This is a genomic window from Agromyces sp. Root81, assembly GCF_001429165.1.
In the GTDB taxonomy this organism is placed as follows: domain Bacteria; phylum Actinomycetota; class Actinomycetes; order Actinomycetales; family Microbacteriaceae; genus Agromyces.
On record NZ_LMIR01000004.1, the window covers coordinates 18,939 to 32,520 of the forward strand.

Sequence of the window (13,582 nt, forward strand, 5' to 3'; positions counted from 1 at the left end):
GAGGGTGCCGGGCCGTTCGAAGCTGAAGTCGCTGCTGACGCGGCGGTCTTCGGAGCCGAGGTGTCGGCTGCCGAAGAATGCAGCGCCTTCTTACGCTGCGGTCTTCGGAGCCGAGGTGTCGGCTGGGAGGGCCTTCTTGGCCGACTCGACGAGCGCGGCGAACGTCGCGGGCTCGTTGACCGCGAGGTCGGCGAGGATGCGACGGTCGACCTCGATGCCTGCAAGGCCGAGGCCCTGGATCAGGCGGTTGTACGTGAGGCCGTTCGCGCGCGACGCGGCGTTGATGCGCTGGATCCAGAGACGACGGAAGTCGCCCTTCTTCTGGCGGCGGTCGCGGTACGCGTAGACGAGGGAGTGGGTGACCTGCTCCTTGGCCTTGCGGTACAGACGCGAACGCTGGCCGCGGTAACCCTCGGCGCGCTCAAGGATGACCCGGCGCTTCTTGTGGGCGTTGACCGCCCTCTTCACTCTTGCCATGACTCTGTTTCTTCCTTAACGGGTCTCGCGGCTCAGTGGCCGAGAAGCTTCTTGATGACCTTGGCGTCGGGGGCCGACACGACCTTGTCCTGGTTCAGACGGGCCTTGCGCTTCGAGGACTTGACCTCGAGGTTGTGGCGCATACCGGCCTGCTGCTTCTTGATCTTGCCGCTTCCGGTGATCTTGAAGCGCTTCTTGGACCCGGAGTGGGTCTTCTGCTTCGGCATCTCGTATTTCTCCTTGGTTCTGCCGTCACGAGTGACGGACGGGGATGTTTGGCTCAGCCCTCGACGGGCTCTGCCGTCTGCGCGTCACCCTCGGCCGGGGCATCCGCCGCCGGTCGGGACTTCGTCGCAGCACGCTGTGCGTTCGCCTCGGCCTTGGCCTCGGACTTGTTCTTGAGCGGCGCGATGACCATGACCATGTTGCGGCCGTCGATCGTGGGGTTGTGCTCGACGGTGCCGTACTCGACCACGTCTTCGGCGAAGCGCTGCAGCAGGCGGACGCCCATCTCGGGACGCGACTGCTCGCGACCGCGGAAGAGGATCATCGCCTTGACCTTGTCGCCGGCCTTGAGGAAGCCGATGGCGCGCTTCATCTTGGTCTCGTAGTCGTGCTTGTCGATCTTGAGACGGAACCGCACCTCTTTGAGGATGGTGTTCGCCTGGTTGCGCCGGGCCTCTTTCGCCTTCTGCGCAGCCTCGTACTTGAACTTGCCGTAGTCCATGATCTTCGCGACCGGCGGCTTCGAGTTCGGAGCGACCTCGACGAGATCGAGATCGGCCTCCTGCGCGAGCCGCAGGGCCACCTCGATCTTCACGACGCCGACCTGCTCTCCGGCAGGCCCCACGAGTCGAACCTCGGGGACGCGGATACGGTCGTTTGTACGGGGATCGCTGATGCGTGTTCTCCTCTACTCAAGCTGTTTCGCTCTGTCGGAAGGCGGTTGCCGCCCGACGACGAAAGGAGAAATTCACGCATCCGCGCACGGAATCCCACCGTGCATCTCATGCGGCACCCTACCTACTCTCACGTCTTGCGACAGGAGAGCGGAGTGCAATCGACCCGGTAACCTTGATGAAGCGGTATGCGCGGGTGGGAGAATCTCCACTTTCGTACCGGGGTGAAGCCCCGGAGCCCGAAGTAGTCTAGCAGAGGAAGTCCGTGAACAGTAGTTCAGACGAAACCACGGTCGAGGGCGCCACCCGCGACATCGCCGAGGTCCCCGCAGTCGAGATCATCACGACCGCCGCAGTGCACCTCATGAGCGCCGCCGCCGTGAAGGTCGGACTGGCCGAAGACCCCGAAGACCAGATCGACCTCGACGAGGCGCGCAAGCTCATCAACGCCCTCGCGGGGCTCATCACCGCCGGCGCGCCCGAGATCAGCGACATGCACGCGCGCTCGCTGCGCGACGGGCTCCGTTCGCTGCAGCTCGCGTTCCGCGAGGCATCCGTCATCCCCGACCCCATCGGCAAGGGCCCCGGCGAGAAGTGGACCGGTCCGGTCAGCTGAACCGACCCGACCTGATCCGCCCGTGCACTAGCGCTGGCAGTTCGGGCACCACCAGGTCTCACGCAGTTCGAGCTCGGTGCGCCCGAGCCTCCCGTGCTCGATGAGCGTGCCGCAGCGGCGGCAGGCCTCGCCGCCTCGGCCGTGGACCCAGAGCTGCCGGCCTCGATGGGTGTCCCCGGTCGTCGTGCGCGCTGCGCGATCGCGATTGGCACGGATGACCCGGCTCGCGAGCGCCACGAACGGCTCGAGTTCGACTTCGCCGACGGGCCGGTCCGGCAGGATGCCCCGGAGGAAGCAGACCTCGTTGACGTAGACGTTGCCGAGCCCGGCGAGGTTGCGCTGCTCGGCGAGTGCGACCGCGATCGGCATCTCGGGCGCGCTCGCGAGCCGGCGCACGGCCTCCGCGGCGTCCCAGTCGGGGCCGAGCAGGTCGGGGCCGAGGTAGGCGAGCCGCCGCGCTTCTTCGGCCGCACCGAAGAGCTCGAGGGTGCCGAGGTCGAAGCCGACGGCCGTGGCATCCGGTACCTCGATGATCGCCCGCGCCTGCCATGCCGGCCGTCGCCACGCCTCGCCGTGTCCGAACACGCGCCACTCCCCCTCCATCTTGAGGTGCGAGTGCACGACGACATCGCCGATGCGCATCAGCAGGTGCTTGCCGCGGCTCGCGACGGAGTGCACCGGCTCACCGGCGAGATCGATCTCGGCGAGCGCGGGCACCCGGAAGTCGGTGCGGGTGACCGTGCGCCCGGCGAGGGCTGCGTCGAGCAGTCGCGCGGCCCGGAAGACGGTGTCACCCTCTGGCATCGAAGCGGAGCCCTCTCGGCGTCTCACGGAAGCCTGCGGCGCGGAGCGGCCGGTCGAGTACGGAGCCGAAGACCGCCGCGCCGTTCACCGTCTCGACGCGGAGGCGCTCGGTGCGGCCTCGGGTCAGCGCGGCGGCGAGCGCCGCGGCCCCTGCCTCGAGCGATGCCTCGTCGTCGGTGAAGACGAGCGTCGTGCGCCCACCGCGTTCGAGGTAGAGCACCGTCTCGCCGTCGACGATGACGACGAAGGCGCCGGCCTTGCGCCCGGGCCGGTGCGCACTCTCGCCGGCGAGCTCCGGCCAGTCGAGTGCGGCGCCGAACGGATTCGCCGGATCGGTCGCGGCGAGTGCACGGGCCTCGCCCTTCGGCGCAGCCCGGAGCCGGTCGACCGCCGCACCGGTCGCGAACTGCGCACCGCCCTGGCCGTCGATGAAGTAGCCGCGGCGCACCCGCCCGGAGTCTTCGAAGCCCGAGAGCGTGCGGTAGGCGAGCGCGAAGCCGCCGACGTGGGCCTCGGCCATGACCGAGCCACGCGTGACGATGCCGTATCGCTCGAGCAGCGCCTCGCCGAGCGCATGCGCCCGGGGCGTCGCCGCCGAGCTCGCGAGCGGCAGCACCGACCATCGGCCGGCCGCCCGAGGCGGATTGGCGCGCGCCGCTGCCGTGCGGCCGGCCTGTACGCTCGCCGCGAGCGAGCGTCGTGAGAGCGATCCCGCCCTGAGCCGGGCCCGTGGGGTCGGCGCCGCGGTCTTGTGCGCTCCCCCGCCCGCGAGCAGGCCGCGCACCGGCGCGAAGGTGTCGTTGGTGACGAGCCCGGCCCAGACGAGCCGCCAGAGCGCGTCGGCGAGCGCGCGGTCGTCGTCGGAGCCGACCGCCTCGGCGAGCTGCCGGAAGAAGAATCCGCCTCCGCCGCCGAGCACCGCGATGAGCTCGGATTCGAGCGGATCGAGCGGCGCGGCAGCGGGCGCCGGCAACGTGAGCTCGGCCGTCTCGGCGAGGTGCAGGCTGATCCAGCCGTCGTCGCCGCCGAGTGCCCCGTTGCCGGCCCAGAGCACCTCGCCCGAGGCGGTCAGCTCGTCGAGCATGCCCGGCCGGTAGTCGGCGACACGTGCGGGCAGCACGTACGCCTCCCACGCCGAGGCGGGGATGCGTGCACCCTCGAGCTGCTCGATCACCGCGGCGACGCCGTCGACCCCCGCGAGGCCGCCGCCCACGTGCTGCCACGCCGGCAGGAAGCGCGCGAACTCGCGGGGCTCGACCGGTTCGACCTCGTTGCGGAGCACGGCGAGCGAACGACGCCGGATGCGCCGGAGTACCCCGCTGTCGCACCACTCCATGCCCGAGCCGTGCGGCAGGAACTCGCCTTCGACCACTCGGCGCTCTCCGCCGAGTCTCGCGAGTGCAGCGGATGCCACGACCTGGCCGATGCCGAAGCGTGACGCCACGGACTGCGCCGTGAACGGCCCATGGGTGCGGGCGAACCTGGCGACGAGATCGCCGAGCGGGTCGCGCACCGCCTCGCCGAACACCTCGGGCAGCCCGGGCGGGATCGGCACCCCGAGGGCGTCGCGGAGCCGACTGACGTCTTCGACGGCGACGAACCACGACTCCCCCGCGAAGCGCACGGGCGCCGCCCGACGCGCTGCGATGAGCGCATCGAGGGCCGCGGCGGCATCCGTCTCGTCGTCGACCCGGGCCGCTACCTCCTCGCCGGTGAGCGGCCCGAGATCGCCGAGCAGGTCGGCGACCCCCTCTTCGCCGCGCGCGACGCGCTCGGGGTGGAGCCGCTGGAGCATGCGCTCGACCTCGTCGACCACCTCGGGGTCGAGGAGCTCCCGCAGCTCGACCGTGCCGAGCAGTTCTGCCAGGAGTGCCGGGTCGAGCGAGAGCGCCGCGGCACGCCGCTCTGCGAGCGGCGCGTCGCCCTCGTACATGAACGCGCCGACGTAGCCGAAGAGGAGGCTCGAGGCGAACGGGCTCGGCGACTCGGTCGTGACATCGACGAATCGCAGCTCGCGGCGCTCGATGCGCTCGGTCAGCCGCGTCAGTGCCGGCAGGTCGTAGACGTCCTGCAGGCACTCGCGCACCGCTTCGAGCACGATCGGGAACTCGGGGAAGTCGCGCGCGACCTCGAGCAACTGCGACGCCCGCTGGCGCTGCTGCCAGAGCGGCGACCGCTTGCCGGGGTTCGAGCGCGGCAGGATGAGCGCCCGCGCCGCGCACTCGCGGAACCGGGCCGCGAACAGCGCTGAGCCGCCGACGTTGGCCGTGACGAGCTCGGTGAGCTCGGCCGGTTCGAAGGCGAACAACTCGGCGCCGGGAGGTTCGTCGCCCGTGTCGGGCATGCGCAGCACGATGCCGTCGTCGCTCGCGACGGCGTTGGCATCGACGCCGCTCTGTTCGCGCACCCGTGCCCCGATCGCGAGCGCCCACGGCGCGTGCACCCGCATGCCGTACGGCGAGTGCAGCACGATGCGCCAGTCGCCGAGCTCGTCGCGGAACCGTTCGACCACGAGATTCGTCGCGTCGGGCACCACGCGGGTCGCGTCGCGCTGGTCGTCGATGAACTTCACGAGGTTCGCCGCGGCTCGTTCGTCGAGTCCGGCTGCGCGGCTGCGGGCGAGGGCGCCGGATGCCGGTGCGCCCGAGAGCTCGGCGATGAACCCGCCGATCGCCGCCCCGAGCTCAGCGGGGCGGCCGATGCCGTCACCCCTCCAGAACGGGAGCCGCCCGGGCTCGCCGAACGCGGGAGCGACGAGCACCCGATCGTGCGTGATCTCCTGAATGCGCCAACTCGTGGCGCCGAGTGCGAAGACGTCGCCCACCCGCGACTCGTAGACCATCTCCTCGTCGAGCTCGCCGACGCGGCGGCCCGGGCCGGCCTCGCCGACCATGAAGACGCCGAACAGGCCCCGATCGGGGATCGTGCCGCCGCTCGTGACCGCGAGGCGCTGCGCCCCGCGACGGCCCACGACGGTGCCGGCGTCGCGGTCCCAGACGATGCGCGCACGCAGTTCGCCGAAGCGATCGGACGGGTACCGCCCCGCGAGCAGGTCGAGCGTGGCGTCGAACGCCGACCGGGGCAGCGCCGCGTAGGGCGCCGCCCGTCGCACGAGCTCGAACCAGGCCTCAACGTCCCACTCGTCGAGCGCCGTCGCGGCAATGGTCTGCTGCGCGAGCACGTCGAGCGGATTCGCCGGGATGCGCAGCTCTTCGATGGCCCCGCCGATCATGCGTTCGGCGACGACCGCCGAGTGCAGCACGTCGGCGCGGTGCTTCGGGAAGATGAGCCCCTTCGAGACCTCCCCGACCTGATGGCCGGCTCGGCCGAGTCGTTGCAGGCCGCTCGCGACCGAGGGGGGCGATTCGACCTGCATGACGAGGTCGACCGCGCCCATGTCGATGCCGAGCTCGAGGCTCGAGGTCGCGACGACGCAGCGTAGCCGACCCGACTTGAGGTCGTCTTCGACGAGCGCGCGCTCCTCTTTGCTCACCGAACCGTGATGCGACCGCGCGATCACGGGCGGCGCCCCACCCGTGATGCCCGAGGCGCCGACCAGGTCGGCCGGCGTCCGCTTCGCAGCAGCCGCGGGCACGGCGAGCGCCTCGACCGGCACGGCCGTGCGATCGGCCCACAGCTCGTTGAGTCGCGCCGTCAACCGCTCGGCGAGGCGACGGGAGTTCGCGAAGACGATCGTGGAGCGATGCGCGAGCACCTCGTCGAGGATCGCCTCCTCGACGTGCGGCCACACCGTGCCAGCCCCCGTCTCGCCGGCGAGATCGGAGAGGTCGTCGACCGGCACCGTGACCCGGAGGTCGAACCTCTTGCCGGAAGCCGGCGCCACGATCGTGACCGCTCGCGTGCCGCCGAGGAACCGGGCCACCTCTTCGTGCGGACGCACCGTCGCCGACAGGCCGATGCGCTGCACAGGCTCGGCCGTGAGCTCGTCGAGCCGCTCGAGCGAGAGCGCGAGATGCGAACCGCGCTTCGTGCCGGCGAGCGCGTGGATCTCGTCGACGATGACCGTCTGCACGCCGCGGAGGGTCCCACGGGCCGCCGAGGTGAGCATCAGGAAGAGCGACTCGGGCGTCGTGATGAGGATCTCGGGCGGGTGCGTGACGAGCCGACGCCGTTCGGCGGGTGGCGTGTCGCCCGAGCGCACCCCCACCGAGACCTCGGGCACCTCGAGGCCATGTGCGGCGGCCGTGCGGGCGATGCCGACGAGCGGCGCCCTGAGGTTGCGTTCGACGTCGACGCCGAGGGCCTTCAGCGGCGACAGATAGATGACGCGCGTGCCGGTCGTGGCCGCCTCCGCCCCCTCGTGATGCAGCCGATCGATCGCCCAGAGGAATGCGGCGAGCGTCTTGCCCGAGCCGGTCGGTGCGACGACGAGCGAATGCTCGCCGCGCGAGATCGCCTGCCACGCGCCGTTCTGCACCGTCGTGGGCGCGTCGAAGGACTCGGTGAACCACGCCCGTGTCGCGGGCGAGAACGCGTCGAGCGCCTCAGTCATGCCTCCATTCAAGCGGATGCCGCCGACGTCGCGTCCGCCGGAGGGTCTACGACTCTCGGGCCGGGCCGGGCTCCGCCTGGACCACGGCGAGCGCTCGAGCGACGGCGTCGACCGTGCGTCGCACCTCTGCGGCATCCGTTCGCCAATTGCTCACCGAGAACCGTACGACGGCGCGGCCCCGCCAGCGGGAGGTCATCGCGAGCACCTCGCCCTCGTTCCAGAGCCGCTCGCTGAGCGCCTCGGTCGCCTCGTCGCTGTCGAGGGCGATGCAGACCTGGGTGAAGACGACCTCGTTCAGCACCTCGACGCCCGGCAGCGCGCCGACCCCGTCGGCGATGCCGCGTGCCGCCTCGGCGAGGCCGTCGACGAGTCGCGCGACACCGTCGCGGCCGAGCGAGCGGAGTACCGCCCACGTCGGCACGCCGCGGGCACGCCGCGACAGCTCGGGCGCCTTCTCGTGCGGGTCGGCGCCGACCTCGGTGGCCTGCAGGTAGCTCGCATGCATGCCGAGAGCGCGGCGCATCGCCGCAGGGTCGCGGACGATCGCGATGCCGCAGTCGTACGGCACGTTCAGAGTCTTGTGCGCATCGGTCGACCACGAGTCGGCGGCCTCGAACCCGAAGGTCAGGTGCCGGAGCCTCGGCGACGCCGCCGCCCACAGTCCGAACGCGCCGTCGACGTGCACCCACGCGCCGGCCGCGTGCGCGACCTCGATCGCGGCCGCGAAGTCGTCGAACGCGCCGGAGTGGATGTTGCCGGCCTGGAGCGCGACGATCGCCGGGCCCTCGCCCGAGGCGAGCACCGCCGCCAGCTCGTCGACGCGGATGCGCCCCTGCTCGTCGGCCGGCACCGTGATCGGGGCGCCGAGACCGAGGTAGCGCGCCGCGAGATCGACCGTGCCGTGGCGCTCCTCGCCGGCGATGTACCGCACGGCCGGCGCCCCCGCGAGCCCATCGGCCTCGACGTCCCATCCGACCCGGTGCAGCACCTCGTTGCGCGCGGCCGCCATGCACGAGAACTGCGCCATCGTGGCACCCGTCGTGAAGCCGACATCGCTCTGCGTCGGCAGGCCGAGCAGCTCGAGCAGCCACTCCCCGGCGAGCTCCTCGACGGCGACCGCGCCCGGCGTGATCGCCCGCAGCCCCGTGTTCTGGTCCCACGCGGAGACGAGCCAGTCGGCGCCGAGTGCGACGGGCTGCGTGCCGCCGATCACCCACCCGAAGAAGCGCGGCGAGCCGATCGCGATGAGCCCGGGCTCCACGCTCTCGGCGAGCCGGGCGATCACCTCGAGGTCGGGCTCCCCCGCCTCTGGCAACTCACGACCGAGCCGGTCCTTGATGTCGTCGGCGGTCGCCTGCGGAGGGATCGCCCGTTCGCGCACACCCGACAGCCACGCCCGTGCGTGGCGGCCCGCCGCCGCGATGACTGCGTCGTACGAGGCATCCGCTGCTGGAGCGGCCTCGACGAGGCCGCCCGTCGTCGTGTCCTGATCGCCCATGACCCACCTGGATTCCGTGCGCCGCGCGCACACCACCGATTGTGCGCCGCTTCGCAGGCGTGGTCAACGGCCGATCGACCGCGGCGGAGCTAGTGCGCCGGTGTGCCGACGAGCTTGACCGTGAGCGAGTCCACCGACGTGGCGATGACGTCGTCGGCCGCCCAGCGCCTGGCGAGTCGTGCGGTGATCGCGTCGAGCTCCTCGCGGCTGAGCCCGCCGACGAGTTCGAGCCGCACCACGAGCTCGGGCCCGGTCAGGCGAGCGGTCGGATCGCCAGGGAGCAGGGTCACGCCGAGCACGGCGAGTTCGCGCTCGATCGAACTCCGGAACGCCGCACCGACCGTCGGCGATTCGAACGGCGGCTGCCAGTCGTGGGACTGCGCGACCGACCAGACCGCGGGGCGCCGAAGCACGAACTCGGTCGGCGAGCCCGGGTCGAGCACGACGAGGTCGGTGCCGTCGTCGGCGGCCGCGAGGGCGACGCGCACGCCGTCGGCGGGTACGGGCCGTGCGAGCGGATTCCAGCGCGACATCGCCTCGACCGAGGCGAACACGGGCAGCACCTTGCGACCGTCGGGACCCTGCACGGTCACGATCGAGAGCTCCTGGCTCTTGTCGACCGCGAGGCCGTGGGCGCCGACCTCCGACCCGCCGTCGCCGAGTTCGGCGAGCAGCGGGATCAGGAGGCGTGAACGGGCGAACTCCGCGACGACGGGCGCCTGACCGGCTTCGCCGGAACGGAACGCGTCGAGCGCGGCGAGGAGGGCCTCCGGCGCCCTGCCGTCGTCGGAGGCGTGCGTGTTCGGCTGGAACGAGCGCCCCGCCCACGGCACTCCCGCCGAGTCGGCGGCCGCTGCGGCGTTGTCGCCGGGGTGCCCATCGCCCACGTCGCGGCTCACTGCGAAGCGACGTCCAATGCCTCGACGAGCGTGAAGGCACCTGCGTACAGGGCCTTGCCCACGATCGTGCCCTCGAGGCCGAGCGGTACGAGCTGGCGGAGCGCCACGATGTCGTCGAGGCTCGAGATGCCTCCGGATGCCACGACCGGACGGTGCGTGCGCTCCATCACCTGGCGGAGCAGGTCGAGGTTCGGGCCCTGCAGCGTGCCGTCCTTCGTGACGTCGGTGACGACGTAGCGGGCGGCGCCGGCCTCTTCGAGCCGCTCCATGACCTGCCAGAGGTCGCCGCCGTCCTTCGTCCAGCCGCGGGCGGCGAGCGTCGTGCCGCGCACGTCGAGTCCGACCGCGATCGCCTCGCCGTACTGCGCGATGACGGAGGCGGCCCACTCGGGGTTCTCGAGCGCTGCGGTGCCGAGGTTGATGCGCTTGGCGCCGATCTCAAGTGCGTGCTCGAGCGACTCGTCGTCGCGGATGCCGCCGGAGAGTTCGACGTTGACACCGCGCACCTGACGGATGGTCTTCTTCAGCACGCTCGCGTTCGAGCCGCGTCCGAACGCGGCGTCGAGGTCGACGAGGTGGATCCACTCGGCGCCCTGATCGGCCCACTCGACCGCAGCGTCGACGGGGTCGCCGTAGCTGGTCTCGGTGCCGGCCTCGCCCTTGGTCAGGCGCACCGCCTTGCCGCCGGCGACGTCGACCGCCGGAAGCAGCACGAGGCGGAGGGTCTTGTTGAATTCACTCATTCACTGTCCTAGTCATCGCGGTCGCGCCTTGCGAGTCGGCACAGTCACAGCATCCTAGTCCCGCCGGTTCGGAGCGGACTGCACATGACGGCCGAACGGCTCAGCCGAGGGTCCCGATCCAGTTGGCGAGCAGGCGGATGCCCGCCTCGGCCGACTTCTCGGGGTGGAACTGGGTGGCCGTCAGCGGGCCGTTCTCGATGGCGGCGAGGAATCGACCGCCGTGTTCGGCCCAGGTCAGCGTGGGCGCGGGGAACGGCGGCTCGACGTCGAGCAGCCACTCCTGCGCCGCGAAGGAGTGCACGAAGTAGAACCGTTCGTTTTCGATGCCGGCGAAGAGCGCCGAGCCTTCGCCTGCCTCCACGGTGTTCCAGCCCATGTGCGGCAGCACCGGCGCCGGCAGCTCGGTGACGGTTCCCGGCCACTCGCCGAGGCCCTCGGTGTCGACGCCGCGCTCGACGCCGCGCTCGAACAGCACCTGCATGCCGACGCAGATGCCGAGCACCGGACGCCCGCCGGCGAGGCGGCGATCGATGATCTCGCCGCCGCGCACCGCGTGCAGCTGGTCCATGACGGCCTTGAACGCGCCGACGCCGGGGACGAGCAGCCCGTCGGCTTCGAGCGCCGCGGTGCGGTCGGCAGTCACCGTGACCTCCGCGCCGGCGTGCTCGAGCGCCTTGGCGGCCGAGTGCACGTTGCCCGAGCCGTAGTCGAGCACCACGACACGAGGGCTGCGGGTCACAGCGCGCCCTTGGTCGACGGCACGCCCGACACCAGCGGGTCGAACGCCTTGGCCTGGCGGAAGGCGCGTGCGAAGGCCTTGAACTCGGCCTCCGCGATGTGGTGCGGGTCACGGCCGCCGAGCACCGTGACGTGCACGGTGAGCGCCGCGTTGTAGGCGATCGCCTCGAAGACGTGCCGCACCATCGAGCCGGTGAAGTGGCCGCCGATGAGGTGGAACTCGAAGCCGGCGGGCTCGCCCGTGTGCACGAGGAACGGGCGACCCGAGATGTCGACGACGGCCTGCGCGAGCGCCTCGTCGAGCGGCACGAGCGCGTCGCCGTACCGGGAGATGCCGCGCTTGTCGCCGAGGGCCTGCCTGATGGCCTGCCCCAGCACGATGCCGACGTCTTCGACCGTGTGGTGCACGTCGATCTCGAGGTCGCCGCTCGCACGCACCGTCAGGTCGGTCAGCGAGTGCTTCGCGAACGCCGTGAGCAGGTGGTCGTAGAACGGAACGCCGGTCTCGATGTCGCTCGTGCCGGTGCCGTCGAGGTCGATCGAGAGGTCGATGCTGGATTCGCTCGTCTCGCGCTGCACCCGGGCAGTGCGCGAAGGGCTCGATGCGGTCATGGATCCATCCTATTCGGGGCCGAAACGGCGATCGCTTCGAGGAACGCGGTGGTCTCGGCCTCGGTGCCCGCCGTCACGCGCAGGTGGCCGGGAATGCCGATCTCCCTGATCAGGATGCCGCGCGCGAGCAATTGCTCGAAGACGGCGTGGGGGTCGTCGACCCCGCCGAACAGCACGAAGTTGGAGCCGCTGCGGTACGGACGGAACCCGAGCCGGGCGAGCTCGTCGGAGATGCGCTCGCGCTGCCCCCTGATCTCGTCGACCATCGCGAGCATCTCGGCCGAGTGCGCGAGGGCGCCGAGCGCCGCCGCCTGGGTCAGGGCCGACAGGTGGTACGGCAGTCGCACGAGCCGGAGCGCGTCGATCGCGGCGGGGTCGCCGGCGAGGTAGCCGACGCGGGCACCGGCGAAGGCGAAGGCCTTGCTCATCGTGCGCGAGACGAGCAGGCGCGGCCGGCCCGCGAGCAGCGTGAGTGCGCTCGGGGTGCCTGGGGCGGCGAACTCGATATACGCCTCGTCGACGACGACGATGCCGCGGGCGGCGTCGGCGACCGCTTCGATCGTCTCGATCGAGAGCGGGGTGCCGGTGGGGTTGTTCGGTGCGCAGAGCAGCACGATGTCGGGGTCGTGCTCGCGCACCGCCGCGACGGCGGTCTCGGGGCTGAGCTCGAAGTCGTCGTCGCGGTCTGCGGTGATCCACTCCGTGCCGGTGCCCGAGGCGAGCAGTCCGTACATGGAGTACGTCGGGGCGAAACCGAGGACCGAACGGCCGGGTCCGCCGTACGCCTGCATGATGTGCTGCAGCACCTCGTTGGAGCCGTTCGCGGCCCAGATCTGCGCCGGGTCGAGCCCGTGCCCGAGATATCCGGCGAGCGCTCGGCGCAGGGCGCTGAATTCGCGGTCGGGGTACCGGTTGAGCGTCAGGATCGCTGCGGCGACCCGGGCGACGACATCGTGAGCGACGTCTTCGGGGATCGGATGCGTGTTCTCGTTGACGTTGAGCGCGACCGGCACGGCCTGCTGCGGAGCCCCGTACGGGGTGCGACCACGGAGGTCGTCGCGGATGGGGAGGTCTTCGAGACTCGTCACCATGCAAGCCTAACGAGGCTCACCCGAGTGTTTCAGCCGGTCGTCACGGAGCGGTCGTCACTGGGCGAGCGGCAGCGCGAGCCGCTGTCCGGGCTCGACCACGGCATCGTCGAGGCCGTTGAGCAGGATGATCTCGTCGATGACCTCGCGCACGTCGCCGCTGGGATCGATCGACTCGGCGATCGCCCAGAGCGAGTCGCCCTGACCGACGGTCACGTACTCGAAGACCGCGCCGGCGGAGTCGACATCGGCGGCAGCAGCCCCCGAGCCGAGCACGACGACGAACGCCCAGATGACGAGCGGCAGGGCCGCGAGGCCGGTGAAGACGATGCGCCCGCGGCGGGTCAGACGGAGTCGGGTGCGCACCACCGCCCTCTGCAGCTGCGCCGTCTGCACCTGCGCTGTCTCCACCTGCTCACGCGGGAGTGCCCGCGAGGGCTGGAAACCGGTCGTTGCGATCGCTGCGCTCATCTCACACCTCCTGTAGGAGTCGCATCCGGCTCTCGGCCGGGAGAGCCGGATGCGAAACTCTGTTCCGAACATACATTCGAATTTCGTGCATTGCAAGGATGAAACTCCGGAAACCCGGGAAACCGGATCTCCGACACACTCGAACAGATGTTTGCCGCACGCACGCGAGACGGATACAGTTTCGAATGTCTGGGAGACAGTCGACCAGACACCACCGACATCCG

General features: G+C 71.1%; 13 protein-coding genes. 1 reads left to right on the forward strand and 12 read right to left on the reverse strand.

Annotated features, from left to right (window positions below; genetic code table 11):
* Positions 1–90 precede the first annotated feature (90 nt).
* The 3 genes from rplT to infC are packed head-to-tail and all read right to left on the reverse strand — an operon-like array spanning position 91 to position 1,378.
* The gene (rplT, locus tag ASE14_RS16930) at positions 91–477 is read right to left on the reverse strand and encodes a 50S ribosomal protein L20 (RefSeq protein WP_056657885.1); all 387 of its coding nucleotides are present in this window, start codon (positions 475–477) and stop codon (positions 91–93) included.
* 32 nt (positions 478–509) lie between these two features.
* On the reverse strand, positions 510–704 hold the full coding sequence (rpmI, locus tag ASE14_RS16935; protein ID WP_056657888.1) for a 50S ribosomal protein L35: 195 nt from the start codon (positions 702–704) through the stop codon (positions 510–512).
* A gap of 53 nt (positions 705–757) precedes the next feature.
* Positions 758–1,378, reverse strand: coding sequence for a translation initiation factor IF-3 (gene infC / locus ASE14_RS16940; protein ID WP_082601005.1), 621 nt, complete (start codon positions 1,376–1,378; stop codon positions 758–760).
* Between the two features lie 263 nt (positions 1,379–1,641).
* Here infC and ASE14_RS16945 point away from each other — a divergent pair, with 263 nt between their 5' ends.
* Entirely contained in the window at positions 1,642–1,992 is a 351-nt protein-coding gene (locus ASE14_RS16945; RefSeq protein WP_056013514.1) for a DUF1844 domain-containing protein, read from the forward strand.
* Positions 1,993–2,019: 27 nt separating this feature from the next.
* On the opposite strand, the gene ASE14_RS16950 is transcribed toward ASE14_RS16945, so the two are convergent.
* The 9 genes from ASE14_RS16950 to ASE14_RS16990 form a co-directional block, all read right to left on the reverse strand.
* Positions 2,020–2,796 carry a DNA-formamidopyrimidine glycosylase family protein gene (locus ASE14_RS16950; protein WP_056657891.1) on the reverse strand — a complete coding sequence of 259 codons (777 nt, stop codon included), beginning with the start codon at positions 2,794–2,796 and terminating at the stop codon, positions 2,020–2,022.
* A complete protein-coding gene (locus tag ASE14_RS16955; RefSeq protein ID WP_056657894.1) occupies positions 2,783–7,309 on the reverse strand; it encodes an ATP-dependent helicase in 4,527 nt (1,508 codons plus the stop codon). Before ASE14_RS16955 ends, ASE14_RS16950 begins: the two co-directional genes overlap by 14 nt.
* 46 nt (positions 7,310–7,355) lie before the next feature.
* Positions 7,356–8,807: an aminotransferase class V-fold PLP-dependent enzyme gene (locus ASE14_RS16960; RefSeq protein ID WP_082601006.1), complete on the reverse strand. Its 1,452-nt coding sequence runs from the start codon at positions 8,805–8,807 to the stop codon at positions 7,356–7,358.
* An 89-nt stretch (positions 8,808–8,896) separates the two neighbouring features.
* On the reverse strand, positions 8,897–9,694 hold the full coding sequence (locus ASE14_RS16965; RefSeq protein ID WP_200953376.1) for an SseB family protein: 798 nt from the start codon (positions 9,692–9,694) through the stop codon (positions 8,897–8,899).
* An 8-nt stretch (positions 9,695–9,702) separates the two neighbouring features.
* On the reverse strand, positions 9,703–10,449 hold the full coding sequence (priA, locus tag ASE14_RS16970) for a bifunctional 1-(5-phosphoribosyl)-5-((5-phosphoribosylamino)methylideneamino)imidazole-4-carboxamide isomerase/phosphoribosylanthranilate isomerase PriA (protein WP_056657900.1): 747 nt from the start codon (positions 10,447–10,449) through the stop codon (positions 9,703–9,705).
* Between the two features lie 100 nt (positions 10,450–10,549).
* Positions 10,550–11,188, reverse strand: a complete 639-nt coding sequence (gene hisH, locus ASE14_RS16975; protein WP_056657903.1) for an imidazole glycerol phosphate synthase subunit HisH — start codon at positions 11,186–11,188, stop codon at positions 10,550–10,552.
* Complete coding sequence (gene hisB / locus ASE14_RS16980) at positions 11,185–11,799, reverse strand: imidazoleglycerol-phosphate dehydratase HisB (RefSeq protein WP_056657906.1); 615 nt, start codon at positions 11,797–11,799, stop codon at positions 11,185–11,187. The genes hisH and hisB overlap by 4 nt, the downstream gene beginning before the upstream one ends.
* Positions 11,796–12,890: a histidinol-phosphate transaminase gene (locus ASE14_RS16985; RefSeq protein WP_056657910.1), complete on the reverse strand. Its 1,095-nt coding sequence runs from the start codon at positions 12,888–12,890 to the stop codon at positions 11,796–11,798. The genes hisB and ASE14_RS16985 overlap by 4 nt, the downstream gene beginning before the upstream one ends.
* A gap of 54 nt (positions 12,891–12,944) precedes the next feature.
* Entirely contained in the window at positions 12,945–13,358 is a 414-nt protein-coding gene (locus ASE14_RS16990; protein WP_082601007.1) for a LysM peptidoglycan-binding domain-containing protein, read from the reverse strand.
* Positions 13,359–13,582: the final 224 nt, after the last annotated feature.

What these genes read in the sequence shown, in the direction of transcription:
- ASE14_RS16950 (WP_056657891.1), bottom strand. Translation starts at nt 2,796, where the DNA reads ATGCCAGAGGGTGACACCGTCTTCCGGGCCGCGCGACTGCTCGACGCA.
- ASE14_RS16985 (WP_056657910.1), bottom strand. Translation starts at nt 12,890, where the DNA reads ATGGTGACGAGTCTCGAAGACCTCCCCATCCGCGACGACCTCCGTGGT.
- hisB (WP_056657906.1), bottom strand. Translation starts at nt 11,799, where the DNA reads ATGACCGCATCGAGCCCTTCGCGCACTGCCCGGGTGCAGCGCGAGACG.
- ASE14_RS16990 (WP_082601007.1), bottom strand. Translation starts at nt 13,358, where the DNA reads ATGAGCGCAGCGATCGCAACGACCGGTTTCCAGCCCTCGCGGGCACTC.
- ASE14_RS16955 (WP_056657894.1), bottom strand. Translation starts at nt 7,309, where the DNA reads ATGACTGAGGCGCTCGACGCGTTCTCGCCCGCGACACGGGCGTGGTTC.
- priA (WP_056657900.1), bottom strand. Translation starts at nt 10,449, where the DNA reads ATGAGTGAATTCAACAAGACCCTCCGCCTCGTGCTGCTTCCGGCGGTC.
- rplT (WP_056657885.1), bottom strand. Translation starts at nt 477, where the DNA reads ATGGCAAGAGTGAAGAGGGCGGTCAACGCCCACAAGAAGCGCCGGGTC.
- rpmI (WP_056657888.1), bottom strand. Translation starts at nt 704, where the DNA reads ATGCCGAAGCAGAAGACCCACTCCGGGTCCAAGAAGCGCTTCAAGATC.
- ASE14_RS16960 (WP_082601006.1), bottom strand. Translation starts at nt 8,807, where the DNA reads ATGGGCGATCAGGACACGACGACGGGCGGCCTCGTCGAGGCCGCTCCA.